Origin of the sequence: Streptomyces sp. NPDC005017, assembly GCF_042873115.1 — a bacterium.
GTDB lineage: Bacteria > Actinomycetota > Actinomycetes > Streptomycetales > Streptomycetaceae > Streptomyces.
Genome location: NZ_JBIALD010000022.1, coordinates 89838 through 102693, shown reverse-complemented (window position 1 = coordinate 102693; position 12856 = coordinate 89838). Strand labels below are relative to the sequence as shown.

At 71.5% G+C, this 12856-nt stretch carries 12 protein-coding genes and 1 pseudogene; 8 read left to right on the top strand and 5 right to left on the bottom strand.

Annotated elements, in window-relative coordinates; translation table 11 throughout:
- Positions 1–192: 192 nt before the first annotated feature.
- Complete coding sequence (locus ACFYR0_RS28380) at positions 193–1089, bottom strand: DUF2867 domain-containing protein (RefSeq protein WP_389333998.1); 897 nt, start codon at positions 1087–1089, stop codon at positions 193–195.
- A gap of 53 nt (positions 1090–1142) precedes the next feature.
- Between ACFYR0_RS28380 and ACFYR0_RS28375 the strand changes: the two genes are divergently transcribed.
- A complete protein-coding gene (locus ACFYR0_RS28375; protein ID WP_389333995.1) occupies positions 1143–1727 on the top strand; it encodes a TetR/AcrR family transcriptional regulator in 585 nt (194 codons plus the stop codon).
- Positions 1728–2316: 589 nt separating this feature from the next.
- On the opposite strand, the gene ACFYR0_RS28370 is transcribed toward ACFYR0_RS28375, so the two are convergent.
- Positions 2317–3102 carry a hypothetical protein gene (locus tag ACFYR0_RS28370; RefSeq protein WP_389333992.1) on the bottom strand — a complete coding sequence of 262 codons (786 nt, stop codon included), beginning with the start codon at positions 3100–3102 and terminating at the stop codon, positions 2317–2319.
- Between the two features lie 211 nt (positions 3103–3313).
- Between ACFYR0_RS28370 and ACFYR0_RS28365 the strand changes: the two are divergent.
- The 3 genes and pseudogenes from ACFYR0_RS28365 to ACFYR0_RS28355 form a co-directional block, all read left to right on the top strand.
- Positions 3314–3754 (top strand): annotated as a pseudogene (locus ACFYR0_RS28365) (zinc ribbon domain-containing protein); the annotation flags it as partial.
- A 361-nt stretch (positions 3755–4115) separates the two neighbouring features.
- On the top strand, positions 4116–4697 hold the full coding sequence (locus ACFYR0_RS28360; protein WP_389333989.1) for a DUF6328 family protein: 582 nt from the start codon (positions 4116–4118) through the stop codon (positions 4695–4697).
- Positions 4698–4930: 233 nt separating this feature from the next.
- Positions 4931–5356, top strand: a complete 426-nt coding sequence (locus ACFYR0_RS28355) for an ATP-binding protein (protein ID WP_389333986.1) — start codon at positions 4931–4933, stop codon at positions 5354–5356.
- Between the two features lie 299 nt (positions 5357–5655).
- On the opposite strand, the gene ACFYR0_RS28350 is transcribed toward ACFYR0_RS28355, so the two are convergent.
- From ACFYR0_RS28350 to ACFYR0_RS28340, 3 genes are all read right to left on the bottom strand, one after another.
- The gene (locus tag ACFYR0_RS28350; RefSeq protein WP_389333983.1) at positions 5656–6063 is read right to left on the bottom strand and encodes a hypothetical protein; all 408 of its coding nucleotides are present in this window, start codon (positions 6061–6063) and stop codon (positions 5656–5658) included.
- Between the two features lie 333 nt (positions 6064–6396).
- The gene (locus ACFYR0_RS28345) at positions 6397–6861 is read right to left on the bottom strand and encodes an ArsI/CadI family heavy metal resistance metalloenzyme (protein ID WP_389333980.1); all 465 of its coding nucleotides are present in this window, start codon (positions 6859–6861) and stop codon (positions 6397–6399) included.
- Between the two features lie 39 nt (positions 6862–6900).
- Positions 6901–8274: an NAD(P)-binding domain-containing protein gene (locus tag ACFYR0_RS28340; RefSeq protein ID WP_389333977.1), complete on the bottom strand. Its 1374-nt coding sequence runs from the start codon at positions 8272–8274 to the stop codon at positions 6901–6903.
- Positions 8275–8322: 48 nt separating this feature from the next.
- Here ACFYR0_RS28340 and ACFYR0_RS28335 point away from each other — a divergent pair, with 48 nt between their 5' ends.
- From ACFYR0_RS28335 to ACFYR0_RS28320, 4 genes are all read left to right on the top strand, one after another.
- A complete protein-coding gene (locus tag ACFYR0_RS28335) occupies positions 8323–8760 on the top strand; it encodes a hypothetical protein (RefSeq protein ID WP_389333974.1) in 438 nt (145 codons plus the stop codon).
- Positions 8761–9470: 710 nt separating this feature from the next.
- Positions 9471–9833, top strand: a complete 363-nt coding sequence (locus ACFYR0_RS28330; RefSeq protein WP_389333971.1) for an ArsR/SmtB family transcription factor — start codon at positions 9471–9473, stop codon at positions 9831–9833.
- Positions 9830–10330, top strand: coding sequence for a GNAT family N-acetyltransferase (locus tag ACFYR0_RS28325; RefSeq protein WP_389333968.1), 501 nt, complete (start codon positions 9830–9832; stop codon positions 10328–10330). The genes ACFYR0_RS28330 and ACFYR0_RS28325 overlap by 4 nt, the downstream gene beginning before the upstream one ends.
- Before the next feature lie 439 nt (positions 10331–10769).
- On the top strand, positions 10770–12788 hold the full coding sequence (locus tag ACFYR0_RS28320) for a PQQ-binding-like beta-propeller repeat protein (protein WP_389333965.1): 2019 nt from the start codon (positions 10770–10772) through the stop codon (positions 12786–12788).
- Positions 12789–12856: the final 68 nt, after the last annotated feature.

The following is a 12856-nucleotide window of genomic DNA, read 5'->3' as shown; positions in this document are numbered from 1 at the left end:
GTGATCATCAGGGGTCGGGGGCTCGTCGGTTTCCTGACTCGATCGGGTGAAGGCGGCGGGCCTCGGTCGGCCAGCGCCGGGGCAAGGCGGTCGTCGTTCCGCGCAGCGGTTTCCGCAGGTCCACCGTCCGGTGGTGACATGACGGCCACCGGGGCGACGCCGTCTCGCGTAGCGTCTGGCCAGGCAGGAGTGTCAGCCCGTGGCACGTGCGTTGCGCTCACCGGCGGGCGGGACCGCGAACGCGACGCGGCGGTGGGCCCGGCGCAGCGCCCGGCGGGCCAGGTACGGGTGGAAGATGCGCGCCAAGGCGAAGTAGAGCCTGCCGCCCGTGTGGTGCAGCCGTACGGCGGTGGCCAGAGTCACGGAGTCTTCGTCGACCAGGACCGAGGCTCGGAAGTCCAGGTGGGAGGCGTCCTCTCCGAGCATGAGCTCGTGGTCCCCGGCGCCCCGTTCGGTGAAGGGCAGGACGTGCCGCCAGGCTTGCGGGTCGCGGGGCATGCCGGGGGTGAGCGGCATGCGCCAGGCGTCGGTGAAGTCGGGCCGTTCGACGGCGGCGTGGAGCAGCCGCGCGTTCGCCGGTACGGGTACCCCGGTCGGCCGGAGCCACAGGAGCCGGTTGACCAGCAGGGCGCGGCGTGGGCGGCGGGCCGGCGGGTGAGGCAGTGAGCCGAGAGCGGCCCTCTCGGCGTTGTCGAAGATCTCCTCGACCATTGTGTCGTGCACCGGTTCGATCGCCAGTTTGAAGAAGGTGAACTTGGCCGCGCTCGTGGTGACTTCGAGGATGTGGGAGATCCGGCAGCGGTCGGGGCCGAGGGTTTCGATGTCGAAGCGGTGGTATCCGGCGCCGAGGCCGTCCCCGGTCGTGTCGAAGCGGACGGACCGTCCGGGCTCGTAGCAGGTGACCTTGTAGCGGATCCGGCCGTGGCCGCCGTCGGCGCCGACACCGAGGGGGCGGTCGAGGACCATGGCGGGCCAGACAGGGGTGGGGAACAGGGGATCGTCCGACGTGGCGAGCCGGTCGAGGAGGGCCCCTACGGTCTCGGCCGGGGCCTCGATGATCCGCTCGTGAACGTTGCGCAGCGTGCGCATACCGCACCTCCATACGGGAGCGTATGTTCTACCGTACGGTAGCGTATGGAGCCATGCGCGATCAGCCCGACCCCTCGAAGCGCCCCGCCCGTAAACGCCTCACCGCCGACGACTGGGCGGACGCCGCCCTCGCCGCACTCTCCGAACGCGGCCTCGGGGCGGTCGCCGTGGAAACACTGGCGGCCCGTCTGGGCACCACCAAGGGCAGCTTCTACTGGCACTTCACTAACCGGGACGCACTCGTCGCGGCCGCCCTCGCCCGCTGGGAGGAACTCTCCACCGAGCGGATCATCCAGGCCATGGAGGCGACCGAGCCGGATCCCGCCGACCGGCTCCGGGCGCTCCTGCGCGGAGCCATCGCCACGGCCGCAACGGACGCCCTGGAAGTGCGGCTGCTCGCCGCCGCCGACCACCCCGCCGTCACAGCGGCCCTCGCCCGCGTGACCGAACGCCGGGTCGGCTACCTCGCCCACCTCTTCGAACTGCTCGGCTTCCCGCCGCCCGAGGCCCGTCGGCGCGGCCTCCTCGCCTACACCAGCTACGTGGGCCACGCCCAGCTCACTCAAGCCGTCCCGGGTTCCGTGCCGGCGGACGCCGGGTACCTGGCAACCGTGATGACCGCTCTCCTCAGACGCTGACCGGGTGGTGACCGTCCTTCGGAAGCACGTGAAGCACGTGCCGGCCGCGGTCCTGCACACCGCGCGGCCGACGGCGGGGACATCCCGGGTCCTTGCCGATCAGGTTGACGTCATGGCCGGAGCCCGCCGCTGCCGCGGGTTCCCCGGTCAGAGATCGAGGGCGGCCCGGAGTGCGTTGTCGACGAGTTCCCGCTGGTCGGCGCCGATGTTGCCGAGCCGTGTCCCGGTCTCGGACTTCTGGCCGCCGGTGGGCCCAGGGTGACAGGGCGGGCCGGGTGCAGGCGGGGATGACGGGCCGGTGCGCCACTGGCGGAACCCGCACGGAGGCCATGGCCTGGTGCCAGGCACCGCCGGGGTCGCCGTGTCCGTCGCCGTTGACGTCGCCGACCGTGGCCACCAGGGCATCGCCGTGGGCCAGAGGGACGCTCCACTGCGGGCGTCCTCGGCGTGGATCCGCCCGCCGGTGCTGCCGCCCGGCCAACCCGAAAACTCGGAGCGTGTCCCTCAGCGCCCCGTCACGCGGCAGTCCCGAGGGCGCCGAAGACCATGAACGCCTCCCGCCGGCCACGGCCGTACCGGCGCCCGGTGCTCACCGCGCCTGGCGCGCGGCAGAGCGCTCCAGGGCCCACAGCCGTCGTGCCAGACTGCCCAGCGGGGCTCGGCGTGCCTCGGCGAGTTCGGGGGGACTGACAAAGCCCGCGTCCTCCAGCCGGTCCAGGGCGGTGCCGAGGTCGGCCTGTATCGCCGCGCGGTCGTGTTCGTCGAGATCGGCCACGCGGGCGGTGAACTCCTCGAAGGGCGGCCGCGCCACGGTCGGGACGCCGCGTCCGGCCGCCTTTCGGGCTGTGCGCACGCTCACCACGCAGGCCACGGTCACGGCGATCTGGACCGCGCACAGGCTCCACAGCCACCAGGACTGCCCGGCCAGGGACGCGGCCGCGAGGATGCCGGCCGAGATCATGGCGAAGCAGGCCTCGAAGCCGGCGAGCAGCGCCTCCCGCGCCGTGGCCCTCGGCCCGCCGGTCCGGGTCCGCCGCCGTTCGAGGACGCGCAGCAGCACGTGGGCGACCGAGACCAGCCCGATGACGCCGTACAGGCCGGCGGCACCGTCCGTGTCCTTCACCGCGAAGACCGTCAGCACCGGAAGAGCCAGAGGCGCAAAGAGGACTGCGAGCCACCCCGCGTCCCGCGCAAGGTCCCACCCGGTCCTGTCCCGGTCGAGATCGGCGCCCGCCGCCACCGCCGCCTCGTACACCTCGGGCACCCGGCCGAACGCACTCGCCTCCAGATCACTCCACCGAAGAGGAACGATCACACCGTTCACCACCGCCTCGGCATACGCGGCAGCCGTGGACGAAGACCCTGTGGTGGACATCAGCCGGTGTTCTCCCTGGTCACTCACCCGCCCCATCGACGGCTCGCGGAACATAACAGCAGCCCCGCCCGCCGACAACACCCACCACCCCGGCACCGAACGCAGTGCTTCTGCTCGACCGTCCGATGTTTTCGCTGTGAGGGTGCCGTCGCGGGGGCGAGAGTCCACACCGATCAGCCCATGACGACTTGAAAGTCATGGGGGCGTCTGAACGGTCGTGATCGAGGACCTGGCCGTCCGCGACCTGCTGAAGAACGACCGCCTCGCGCGCGCCGTCTCGGACGCGTCGTGGACGCAGCTGCGCTCCATGCCGGAGTACGAGTGTGCCTGGTACGGGCGCGAACTCGTGACGGTCGACTGCTTCTTCCCCAGCTCCCGGCTGCGCGGAACCTGCGGCACCGTCCGCGAGGCACTGCCGCTCGACGTCGGCAAGTGGCGTTGCGGCTGCGGTACCGTACACGACCGCGACGTGAGCGCGGCACGGGACACCCTGGCCGCCGAGCCGGCGGCGTCCGCCCGTGGAGACGGTGGAGGACCTCAACGGGAGTCCTCCCGGACGGGGCGGTCGTCGGTGAAGCAGGAACCCCAGCGGGCGACCGCTGGAACCTCCCGCCCTCACGCGGGGGAGGAGGTCAAGTCCCCGATCGCGTAATCGATCTCCGTTCGGGCACCGCCCAGGCCGAGGAACACGGCCCTGAACGGCCATGGACCCTCCACATGACCCACGTGTCGTCGGTCAGCGCGGCCTCGCGCCCACCGTCCGGAGCGACGACGCAGCAGGCACCGCCGACCTCCGGGTCCTGGAACACCCTTATCCGGGCTGCGTCGACGCCGGGTGACGATGCAAGGGGTGAGCTTTGTCGGTGTCGCGTCTTCACCTCCCCCACGCCGCGTGGGGCTGGGCGCCTCGGTTGACGGGCAGCGATCCACCGGCACGGTCTCCGTCCTTGGAATGACCGGCATGCCGGGCTCCGAGCGGGGCAAACGGTCTCTCCGACGAGAGGGAGGACGCCATGACCATGACGGAGCGGCCGGGGCGGTCGACGAGCGACGACAAGCTCTGCTGCGGGCAGAGCGCAGCGGAGCGACCCGCCCACCGGCCAGGCCCCGACGCCGAGGAGCCGGAATCGCCGCACGAGCGGATCAACCGCCGGTGGAACGAGATCCTGCAGGAGACCCGGGTCACCCAGACCGGTGTGCAGATCCTCTTCGGGTTCCTGCTCAGCGTGGCATTCACGCCCGTGTTCAAGGAACTGCAGACGCTGGACCGGGTCATCTATGTCGCAACCGTGGTGCTCGGCGCGTCGGCCACGGCGTCGCTCATCGCTCCGGTCTCCATCCACCGGCTGTTGTCCGGCCACCGCATGAAGGACGACGTGGTGGAGACCGCCGGCCGTCTGATGATGTGCGGCATGGTCCTCCTCGCCCTCACCATCGGCTGCACACTCCTGCTGATCCTCCGCTTCGTGGTACCCGGTGTCCTCGCCGAAATACTCGTCGGCGCCGTCATGCTCTGGTTCGGCCTGTGCTGGTACGTGCTGCCGCTGCGACTGCGCCATCGTGCCGCTCGCCCCTCCCCCACAGACCACGCCTGAGGCACCGGCTGGACGGGGTTACGGCCGGAGCCCACCGCACACACCCGGCCAGCCAGGTCAGAGCGTCCTACGCCGCCCGGGCGAAGACGCCCTCGCGCAGGCGGGTTCCAGCCCGGCATCGCGGCGCCGACAAGGAGGTCGCGGCCCCGAGATGGTCCGATGCCTGTCGGCCGGGGGGCCGGGTACACGATGCGCGCACGTCATGGCACGGACGACGGAGAGGAAGCCGGAAAGTGACAGTGAAGGCGATGGGCTGGGCGCACTCCTTCCCCATGTCCCAAGGAGTGCGCGCCGGCCGCGAGTGGACCCGCGGACGACTGGAGTCCCTGCCGTGGAGCACCGCCCGGCCGGACACGGTGGACGCCATCGTGCTGGCGGTGTCCGAACTGATCACCAACGCGCACGTCCACGCACACAGCGACGCCCACCTCGTACTCACCTGGGACGGCGACTGCCTGCAGGTGAGCGTCCACGACGAGGACCCCGCGCTGCCCCGGCAGCGCGATCCGAAGCCGGACGCGCCCTCCGGCCGTGGAGTGGCCATCGTGCGCCGGCTCGCCGACGAGTGGGGAGCCAGGTGCCAGCGGCACGGCAAGACGGTGACGGCGTGCTTCCGACCCGCCAACGCCGACACGAACCCTCAGCGAAACGGCAGTTGAGCACCGCTCACCGGCAAATCATCGCGGGAACCGGGTATCTCGATTTGACGGCCCCGTCTCCCTTTCGGTGGTAACTCAGGGCGATGACTGTCCGAGGAGGATGCGGTGGCGGAGCAGGGTGAAGCCCTCTCGTCCGCGCAGCTGCCGCGCGATGCCCTTGGTCCAGTCAGCGGCACGCCCGGCCTGTCGTCTTCAGCTTGACGATCTGTAGAAGCTTCCAGGTCAAGCTAAAGCAGGACAGTCGGTGACGTCAGCCAGTGAGTCAGGCCCACCAGCAGAACCGCCAGTCACATTCACCGTCAGTAAGCAGGCAAGGCGGAGGTGAACGCCTCCTCGGGGGCGGGGTCGAGGACGAATCCGTTGTCGAGCCGGACCCGGACCGTGACGTGGAGCATCCGTCGCTGATGGGCGACCCAGTGCTCTTCCAAGTCCCCCACCTGCTCCTCCAGCTGCGTTCTGCTCACGGGCGGCATCTGGTGCCCGAAATCCTCGAGGAGTGACTTCAGGCGCAGGTACTCGCGGACCTCGTGACTCTGCTCCCGGTCGTGCTCGTCCACACGCTCGACGGTGCCCTCGACGCCTGCCGCCAGGGCGAGAGAGGCGGCGAAGGCACCCGTCTCCTCCGGCGGTTCCCCGGCCGGGGTCGCCGACCCGCCCAACCGCAGCTCCACCGCCAATCGCACCCGCTGCCCCACACTCAGCGTCATAGATCCTTCGTCTTCCTCATCGGACATCGGCAAACCCCGGAACCTGTGACGTCGCCGGGCATACCGAACAGGACAGAATCATCCCACTCCCGCCCGCCGGTCCCGACCCGCTCGCAGCGTGATCCGCGTGGAGGGCAGGTACGGCTGCCGCAGGCCGACATGGGCGAACTGACGAGTCCTCTGCCCCCCGGATACACGACAGGGAACACGTAGTAGACCATTCCCCAGCCCGTGATCCGGGTGGCGCACGGTGCGGGCAGGACGGCGCGGGGCCTCGGCCGGTCCCTGACTCCGGTCGTGACCCCGCGGGTGTGGAGTTCGGTCATCGTGGCGTCAGCAGCAGCCGCCTGCGGAGACCGGTGCGGGCCCCTCGGTCTCGACGGTGGCCGGGCCGGCGCAGCAGGCGCTGTTCTTCTCCTTGGTCAGGGTGTCGGCGTCGGCTTTGACGACGTACACCTCCCACGGTTCACGGCCGGGGCCGTGGACCCACACCTTGTCCTGGCGGGCGTAGCAGCAGGTGGTGTCGTTCTCCTCAGTCGTCGCCAGGCCCTCGCCGCTGAGCCGGGTGGTGGCGGCGTGGACGGCGTCGGTGCTGTCGACCTCGACGCCGAGGTGGTCCATGCGGGTGTCCTCGCCCGCAGCGCCTTCGATGAGGACGAGCTTGAGAGGCGGTTCGGCGATGGCGAAGTTGGCATATCCGTCACGGAGCTTGGCCGGCTCGGTGCCGAACAGCTTGGTGTAGAAGGCGACGGACGTTGCCAGGTCCGGGACACGCAGGGCGAGCTGTACGCGGGACATCACGTTCCTCCTGTGGGTGGTTGAGCGGGTGGACCGGGGTCAGCAGCCACCTGAGGCGGCGGCCGGTGCGCCGACGCCGATCTGCAGGGTTGCCGGTGCCGCGCAGCAGCCGCCGCTGTCGGCCGTCTCGTCGGTCTGCGGCTGGTCGAAGAGGCCCGCACCGCCGCAGACCCCGGTCTCGGGCAGGACGAGTTCGACGCGCTCGGCGGACTCGCGGTCGCCGGCGATCGCGGCGACGACGGAGCGGACCTGCTCGTAGCCGGTGAGGGCGAGGAACGTCGGCGCGCGGCCGTAGGACTTCATTCCGACCAGGTACACGCCCTCCTCCGGGTGCGAGAGCTCCTTCACACCGTGCGGGTAGACCGTGCCGCAGGAGTGCTGGTTGGGGTCGATCAGCGGGGCGAGCTCGATCGGGGCCTGGAGGCGTTCGTCGAGGCCGAGGCGGAGTTCGTCGAGGAAGGACAGGTCGGGGCGGAAGCCGGTGAGGACGATGAGCTCGTCGACCGGGGCGAGGCGGCGGCCGTCCTCGGCGACGAGGATCAGGTGTTCGCCGTCGCGCGCGATCGCCTCGGTGCGGAAGCCGGTGACGGCGTCGGCGTGGCCTTCGCCCACAGCGGCCTTCGCGGCGAGGCCGAGCGCGCCCCGGGCGGGGAGCTGGTCGGCGGTGCCGCCGCCGAAGGTGGAGCCGGTTATGCCCCGGCGCAGGATCCAGGTGGCGTGCGTGCCGTCGCCGTCCTGCGACTTCGCGAGCTCGGCGAGCGAGGCGAGGGCGGTGAAGGCGGAGGCGCCGGAGCCGATGACGGCCGTGCGCTTGCCCGCGTAACGGGCCCTGGTGGCAGGGTCCTTGAGGTCGGGGATGCGATAGGAGATCCGGCCGGCTGCCGCGCGCTCGCCCAGAGCCGGGAGGCCGTCGCCGCCGGCCGGGCTCGGGACGGCCCAGGTGCCGGAGGCGTCGATGACGGCGCGGGCGGGAATCCGGCCCTCGCGCCCGTCGGCGTACGCGACGTGGACGGTGAACGGCTGGGTCTCGCGGCCGGTGTCGACGATCCGGTCCCGGCCCGCGCGGGAGACGCCGGAGACGCGGGCGCCGACGCGGACCTTGTCGCCGAGGATGTCGGCGAGGGGCTGGAGGTACTGGTCGGCCCAGTCGCCGCCGGTCGGGTAGGTCTCGGCGTCGGGCTTCACCCAGCCGGTCGGGGCCAGGAGCTTCTCGGCGGCCGGGTCGGTGACCTCGCCCCAGGTGGAGAACAGTCGCACGTGCGACCACTCGCGCACAGCGGCGCCCGCCCTCGCGCCGGCCTCCAGGACCAGCGGCTCCAGGCCCCGTTCGACGAGGTGGGCGGCGGCGGCCAGGCCGGCGGGGCCGGCCCCGATGACCACGACGGGCAGCTGCTCGGCGGCGGTGGCGTTCATGCGGGTCCCCTTTTGTTTCGACATCCGTCGATCTCTTATGCCCTCAGCATGGCACCTGTATCGATAGGCGTCAACATAGACATCCATCGATTTGGGCTGGGCCTCATGGAACACGTCGACGTCGCAGCCATCGGCGGCCAGACAGGTCCCGCGGCAGCGCACAGCCTGCTCCGGGAAGGCCCCACCCCGTGGTCCTGGAGGCTTCGGAGCGGGCGGCGGGGTCGGGGCCCCGCAATACTCACCCTGTTCCCGCCCGCCCGGTACAGCCCGCCGCCGGGGCTGCCGAGCGGCGGCGACCCCGGCCGGTACCCGCACCGCGACGAGGTGGCGGCCCGCCTGCTCCGGTACGCCGAGCACCTGGACGCCGACATCCGCACCCGGCAGAAGGTCACGTCGATGCGCTCGCGAGGCGAGGGCATCGCGGTCGGCCTCGCGCACGGGCGGCGGCACGGAGCTCGGGCGGTGGTGACGGTGACCAGGCGGTGACCGGCGCTTTCGGCCGGCCGAACCGCCTCGCTCCGCCTGGGCTCGGCACCTTCGTCGGCACGGTGCCGCACGTCGGGCAGCAGCAAACCTCGCAGCCGTTCGCGGGGCAGCGGGCCGTGGCCGTTGGCGCGGGGGATTCCGCGGTACGGGTGGCGGCCGGGCTCGCGAACGTCGCGCGGGTGAGCCTTGCCAGCCGCGGCCCGGTGCGCCGGTTCACGCGGAAGCCGTTCGGGCGGGATCTGCGCTTCCGGCTCACCGTGACCGGCTCGGACACGGCACCGTTCGGCCGCTTCCAGCGCCGCCCGGCCACCATGGCGGTGATCGACGACGGCGTATCGAGCCGCCCTCGCCGCAGGCCGGCCGGATCACCGCCGGATGTTCACGCGCATCGACGGCCCCGGGGTCACTGGGCCGACGGCGCCAAGGAGGACGCAGCCGCGATCATCCAGGCCACCGGCCACGCGCCGGATCTCGGCTGCCCCGCCCCGCTCGGCGCCCTCGACGAGAGGGGCCGGCCGGAGGCACCGCGACGGCGCTTCGCCGGCCCGTCCCCGCCTCGCCCACGTCGGGCTGGAACGACAGCGAAGCCTGTCGTCCGCACCCCTGCCCGGAGCCGGCCGCGATGCACTGCGGGCTGCCCGGCGACCGGGTCACATCCTCGGCCGCCCGCAGCCCTATGCGACTGATTCGACATGTGTCAACATAGACGTATGTCGAACGTGAAGGCGCTGCCGCTGCTGGAGACCGTCGCCGAGCCCTGCTGCCCGCCGCTCAACGAGCGGCCGCTGACAGCGGAGGAGGCCGAGCGGACCGCGGTCATGTTCAAGGCGCTCGGCGATCCGGTCCGGCTGAGGCTCTTCTCGGCCGTCGCCTCACACGAGGGCGGCGAGGCGTGCGTCTGCGACATCTCCGACGTCGGCGTCTCGCAGCCCACCGTTTCCCACCACCTGAAGAAGCTCAAGGATGCCGGGCTGCTCTCCTCCGAGCGCCGCGGGACATGGGTGTACTACCGCGTCGAGCCGGCGGTCCTGGCAGCCATGGGGCAGCTCCTGACCAGAGCCTCTGCCGCGTGACCGCCTCCACTCTCGTGGTGCCGCTGACCGGCGACCACGCGGACGAGGTCGTCGCGATCTACCGGGCCGGGATCGAGGAGGGCAACGCCACCTTCGAGACCACCGCTCCGACCTGGGCGGAGTTCGACGCGGCCAAGCTGCCCGAGCACCGCTTCGCCGCCGTCGACGAGACCGGGCGCGTGCTCGGCTGGGTCGCGGCCACCAAGGTCTCCGACCGCTGCGCATACGTCGGTGTCGTCGAGCACTCGGTCTACGTGCACCCCGACGCCCGGGGCCGCGGCATCGCCTCCACGCTGCTGAAGGCCCTGATCGACTCGACCGAGGCGGCCGGCATCTGGACCATCCAGTCCGGCGTCTTCCCGGAGAACGCCGCCAGCCTCGCCGTCCACGAACGGGCCGGCTTCCGGGTCATCGGCACCCGCGAGCGCATCGGCCGCCACCACGGCCGCTGGCGCGACACCGTCCTGATCGAGCGCCGCAGCCCGCACATCGACTGATCCGTTTCAGCCGCTCGGGCCGAGGGCGAGCTGAGCGTGGTGGAAGCCGAAGTGCCGGGTCGGGTACCGGACGCGAGGGTCTTGACGCCAGGCACCCGACGCACCCCGCAAGACGCCTCCCGCCGGACCGTACGGGCCGTCGGGGACCGTCTCACCCCGGCCCACCAGCCGCCCCCAAGGCCCTGCAGGCCCGCAGCCACACGTGCCTGTCTCACCCCTGCCGTCGCCCTCGAACGGTCGCGAAGGCCCCGCACGGACGAGGCTCCCCGGGCTCCAGGCCCTGACCGAACGCACCCTCTCCGGAGCCGACGAGGGCGTCTGCTGCCCGAATTGACGAACTACCGGTCGATATCTTTTGTCCGCGAATACCCGATACACTGCCGCCGCAACTGACACGGTCGTTTGTCCAGGATGTGACCCGGGGGGCATTTTGGAGCCGTTGGGACCTCAAGACCCCGCCGTCGTGGGGCCGTACCGGCTGGTCGCCCAATTGGGCAGTGGCGGGATGGGCCGGGTCTACCTCGGGTACTCCCCGAGCGGTCGGCGGGTCGCGATCAAGGTCATCCGTCCGGACTACGTACAAGAGCCCGCCTTTCGCCAGCGCTTCGCACGGGAGGTGATCGCCTCGCGCGCCGTGAGCGGGTTCTTCACGGCCGGCGTGGTCGACGCGGACCCCGAAGGAAGCCTTCCGTGGCTCGCGACGGCGTACATTCCCGGCCCGTCGCTGCAACAAGCGGTGCAGAAATCCGGCCCTTTCCCGGAGCAGTCCGTACGGGCGCTGGGTGCGGCGCTGGCGGAAGCGCTCACCGCGATTCACGGTGCGGGTCTTGTCCACCGGGATCTCAAGCCCGCCAATGTGCTTCTGGCCGCGGACGGCCCACGGGTGATCGACTTCGGGATCTCCCGGCTTGTCGAGAAGAGCGGACTGACGCTCACCGGCACCACGATCGGCTCTCCCGGCTACATGTCACCCGAGCAGATCCAGGGACAGCGGATCGAGACCTCGTCCGACGTGTTCTCGCTCGGCTCGGTCCTCGCCTTCGCCGCGACGGGTGCCGGACCCTTCGGTGAGGCGTCCGTACCGGCGCTGTTGTTTCGCGTGGTGCACGAAGCACCCCAACTCGACACGATCCCGCCCGGGTTGCGCGAGCTGATCGGCTGGTGCCTGGCCAAACGTCCTGCCGACCGCCCGGCCCTCTCCGAGCTGATGCCCGCTCTGACGGGCGGCCGCTCCCCGGTGGAACTGCTCGGCGAGGGGTGGCTTCCCAACTCCTGGCAGGGCGACGACACTTCCGGCACGCTCGCCCTGCCGGAGATGCCGACGTCGACGTCTGCGGGCCACAACCCGGTGCCCGAGCAGCGCGGGCTGCCGGAGCCGTCGCCGGTGCGTCCCCCAGCGCCCTCGCCGGAGCGGCCGGTCAGCCGTCGCCGGCTCCTGTACGCCGCGGCCGGCGCCGTGGGGGCCGGCGGGCTGGCAGCCGCCTGGGGCATCGCGCGGGACCGCGAACCGAAGGGCGCGGGATCGCTGCGCTGGCGGTTCACCACCACCGGCACGGTGCTGTCCTACCCCAGGGTGGCCGGGGATCTGGTCTACGCGGCCAGCAACGACGGCACGCTGTACGCACTGGCCACCGACGACGGGCGGCGGCAGTGGCAGCACACCACCGCCGCGGCCATCGGCTCCGCACCCGCCGTACTGGGCGGCAGCGTGTACCTCGGCGGCGACGACCGCGTCCTGTACGCCTTCGACGCCCGTTCGGGCAAGGTCCGCTGGCGGTTCACCACCGGGGGCATCGTGCACACCCCGGTCGTGACCGGGGGCGTCGCCTACGTCGGCAGCGCGGACCATCGGCTGTACGCCGTCGATGCGGCCAGCGGAGAACGCCGGTGGGCCTTCACCACGGACAACGACACCCACTCCCCCGCCATGTCCGGCGAGACGGTCTACGTGGGCAGCAGCGACACCAGTCTCTACGCGGTGAACGCGTACACGGGCGAGAAGCGCTGGGCCTTCACCACACGCGGTGCGGTGTCCGGCATCCCGACCGTGGCGGGCGGCCTCGTCTACTTCGGCAGCACCGACGGCACCCTCTACGCGGTCGACGCGGGCACAGGCAAGGGCGCCTGGCGGTTCGAGGGCGCCTCCGTCGGATCGAACCCGGCGGTCGCCAAGGGGATCGTCTACGTAGGGGGCGGCAGAACACTGCACGCACTGCACGCCAGCACCGGGCAACCTCTGTGGGAGTTCACGGCCGCCGGAGACGTCCACGCGCCGGCCGCGGCAGGCGCGGTCGTCTATGTGGGCAGCGACGACGCCAAGCTCTACGCCGTGAACGTCGCCGCAGGAGAGCAACTGTGGGCCTACTCCGCATCCGCTCCGGTACACGCACCGGCCGTCACCCAGGACGCGGTGTATTTCGGCAGTGACGACAACACGCTCTACTCCGTTCGCATCTGAGGCGGCCGGGAACCGGCCGGGTACCGCGAGCAGTCCTACTCAGCGCAACTAGCGGCTTATTCACCTCT

Coding starts and splice junctions, on each gene's coding strand:
- ACFYR0_RS28380 (WP_389333998.1), bottom strand. CDS start 1,089: ATGCGCACGCTGCGCAACGTTCACGAGCGGATCATCGAGGCCCCGGCC.
- ACFYR0_RS28375 (WP_389333995.1), top strand. CDS start 1,143: ATGCGCGATCAGCCCGACCCCTCGAAGCGCCCCGCCCGTAAACGCCTC.
- ACFYR0_RS28370 (WP_389333992.1), bottom strand. CDS start 3,102: ATGTCCACCACAGGGTCTTCGTCCACGGCTGCCGCGTATGCCGAGGCG.
- ACFYR0_RS28360 (WP_389333989.1), top strand. CDS start 4,116: ATGACCATGACGGAGCGGCCGGGGCGGTCGACGAGCGACGACAAGCTC.
- ACFYR0_RS28350 (WP_389333983.1), bottom strand. CDS start 6,063: ATGACGCTGAGTGTGGGGCAGCGGGTGCGATTGGCGGTGGAGCTGCGG.
- ACFYR0_RS28345 (WP_389333980.1), bottom strand. CDS start 6,861: ATGTCCCGCGTACAGCTCGCCCTGCGTGTCCCGGACCTGGCAACGTCC.
- ACFYR0_RS28340 (WP_389333977.1), bottom strand. CDS start 8,274: ATGAACGCCACCGCCGCCGAGCAGCTGCCCGTCGTGGTCATCGGGGCC.
- ACFYR0_RS28335 (WP_389333974.1), top strand. CDS start 8,323: ATGGCACCTGTATCGATAGGCGTCAACATAGACATCCATCGATTTGGG.
- ACFYR0_RS28330 (WP_389333971.1), top strand. CDS start 9,471: ATGTCGAACGTGAAGGCGCTGCCGCTGCTGGAGACCGTCGCCGAGCCC.